Origin of the sequence: Nostoc sp., assembly GCF_035638895.1 — a bacterium.
In the GTDB taxonomy this organism is placed as follows: Bacteria; Cyanobacteriota; Cyanobacteriia; order Cyanobacteriales; family Nostocaceae; genus Nostoc.
Map to the genome: position 1 here is coordinate 1 of NZ_DASQZC010000691.1, position 3,112 is coordinate 3,112.

The 3,112-nt window shown below is 46.0% G+C and carries 2 protein-coding genes; both read right to left on the bottom strand.

The genetic code is table 11. From position 1 onward, the window contains the following. The coding region (locus tag VE944_RS32940; RefSeq protein WP_324987649.1) for an ATP-dependent Clp protease ATP-binding subunit at positions 1 to 2,216 on the bottom strand (2,216 nt) is incomplete at its 3' end. A gap of 538 nt (positions 2,217 to 2,754) precedes the next feature. Next, on the bottom strand, positions 2,755 to 3,112 hold a 358-nt coding region (gene rimI, locus VE944_RS32945; RefSeq protein ID WP_324987651.1), incomplete at its 5' end, for a ribosomal protein S18-alanine N-acetyltransferase.

Genomic DNA, 3,112 nt, shown 5'->3' on the forward strand with positions numbered 1-3,112 from the left:
GTCAGACGACCAAATACTTCCTTGAGCATAATTTCGGCGATTTGGGTCACTTCCGGCTTGTTCAACTGACGGAAGACGATAATTTCATCGAGTCGGTTGAGGAACTCTGGACGGAAGTACTGCTTGAGTTCTTCGTTCACCAAAGAGCGAATCCGGTTGTAAGTTGACTCGCTGGCATCTTCGGAGAATTCAAAGCCGATACCGCTACCGCCTTTTTCAATTACCTTAGAACCAATATTGGAAGTTAAAATCAGCAAGGTGTTCTTGAAGTCCACCGTGCGACCTTTGGCATCAGTTAACCGACCGTCTTCCAAAATTTGCAGCAGCATGTTGAATACATCGGGGTGGGCTTTTTCGATTTCGTCGAACAACACCACGGTGTAAGGACGCCGCCGCACGGCTTCAGTTAGCTGACCACCTTCGTTATACCCAACATAACCTGGAGGCGAACCAATCAGCTTGCTGACGGTGTGACGCTCCATGTATTCGGACATATCTAAGCGGATCATCGCTTCTTCGGAACCGAAGAAGTAAGCAGCTAAGGATTTCGCCAACTCGGTTTTACCTACACCAGTAGGCCCAGAGAAGACAAAGCTAGCTATGGGTCGATTGGGATTTTTCAAACCAACACGAGCGCGGCGAATTGCCCGTGAAACTGCCTTCACAGCTTCGTCTTGACCAATTAAACGCTGATGCAAGGTATCTTCCATGTGCAGCAGCTTTTCAGATTCAGATTCGGTGAGTTTGTTCACCGGTACTCCAGTCCAGGAAGCGACAATGTGGGCAATGTCTTCTTCTGTAACTACAGGTTCTTCACCTTCTGTGCCTGTTGCATTGGTCTTGCTTTGAGCGATCGCCCGGATTTCGGCTTTGATTTCCATTTCGCGATCGCGCAATCCCCCAGCTTTGTCAAAGTCTTGAGAGCGCACTGCGTCATCTTTTTCTTTTAATATCTGACGCAGTTCTTTGTCTAACTCTTTGGCTGCGGGTGGCAGTTGGGAGTTAATCAAGCGCACTCTAGAACCAGCTTCATCAACTAAGTCGATGGCTTTATCTGGGAGGAAGCGATCGCTAATGTAACGGTCTGATAATTTCGCCGCCGCTACCAATGCTTCGTCGGAGATTTTCAGTTTGTGGTGTTGCTCGTAGCGTTCGCGCAAACCATATAAAATTTCAATTGTTTCATCAACTGTAGGTTCGCCAACCATTACTGGTTGGAAACGCCGCTCTAGCGCTGCATCTCGCTCGATGTGCTTCCGGTATTCATCTAGGGTTGTAGCTCCGATACACTGCAACTCACCCCTGGCCAAAGCTGGCTTGAGGATATTTGCTGCGTCAATAGCACCTTCTGCTGCACCCGCACCAATTAAGGTATGTACCTCATCAATCACGAGAATGACATTACCCGCAGAGCGGATTTCATCCATGATTTTTTTCAAGCGTTCTTCAAATTCACCCCGGTATTTGGTTCCTGCTACGAGCAAACCAATGTCCAGCGTGACGACGCGTTTATCTTCCAGGATGTCAGGGATATCTTTAGTGGCAATGCGTGAAGCTAAACCTTCAGCGATCGCTGTTTTACCAACCCCTGGTTCCCCAATCAGCACTGGGTTATTTTTTGTGCGGCGACCCAAAATCTGAATCACTCGCTCAATTTCTTTAGCGCGTCCCACCACTGGATCGAGCTTATTATCTATTGCCATCTGAGTCAGGTTTGAGCCAAATTCATCCAGAGTCGGGGTTTTTGTGCGCCCGGATGAACCGCCTGGTGAAACTTCGGCAGTTTCTCCCAACATGCGGATGACTTGGGTTCTTACCTTAGATAGATCCACACCGAGGTTTTCTAGCACCCTGGCTGCGACGCCTTCCCCTTCGCGGATTAGGCCCAACAGCAGATGCTCGGTGCCAATGTAGTTATGCCCCAGTTGGCGTGCTTCCTCCAAGGAGAGTTCTAAAACTCGCTTTGCCCGTGGCGTAAACGGAATTTCCACGGCAACAAAGCCTGATCCCCGTCCTATAATTTTTTCAACTTCAATTCGGGCATCTTTGAGATTGACGCCCATTGATTTCAGCACCTTGGCAGCCACTCCAGTGCCTTCGCCAATCAGACCCAGGAGGATCTGCTCGGTTCCGACAAAGTTGTGACCTAAACGGCGGGCCTCTTCTTGGGCCAGCATGATTACCTTAATGGCTTTTTCTGTGAAGCGCTCAAACATGGCTTTATCCCATCATCTGCGGTCGTGCCGGTATGCTGATTTTAGCACAGGCAAAGCTTTTGGATGCCTGTATAACAGATTATAGACATCCTGAAGCTATGACTTGAGTTGATGGGCTAATTGTTAACTATTGACTACTTTTATCTGGCTAGTGTACTGAGGAGCTTTAGTTCACCAGCCTTTTTGGGATTTATTACAAACAGTTCACTGCTTACATTGAGAGTTTATTCACTCAATCCCAAACACTTATACATAACATATATATTTTTTAATGTCAAGCAAAAATATTTAATATACGATTTACTTATATAGTTTAATTTCTAGATAAAATATTTGAATAAAAACAGGTGCAGCAAAGTTACATTTTTTTGCTGAGACTGATCGCAAGTGCCAATAATTCAAAATTACTAATACCCAACAGTTAAATGTAGTCCTTCTGAGTTGAGTAAGCTACAAGAACCCCTCCCCGCTCTTCAAGAGGGCAAAGCTATATAATTCGTGTTTAATTACAAATTACGTTAGCGTAGCCCATTACGAATTACTTAAAAAGCAAGTGCCAAGAAGATTTTTCGAGGCGATCGCTGACAATGGAATACCATTGGTCTAAAGTTGCTTGAAATTTGCGGTGTTGTAAATCTGGAAGCCAAAGAATTAAAGCATCCTCATCGTTATCTTGGTAGTAGCGCCGCCGCCGCCCAGCTGTTTGAAAGCCAAATTTTTGATATAAAGATATTGCCGCCAAGTTGGAAGCTCGCACTTCGAGGGTAGCTCGCTCCATTTTGCGATCGCAAGCTGTCTTAATGAGCGAATATAGTAAAGCCGCACCCAAACCTTGACGGTGATATTCGGGATGAACCGCCAAAATTGTAATGTGGGCTTCATCTAAAATTGACCAA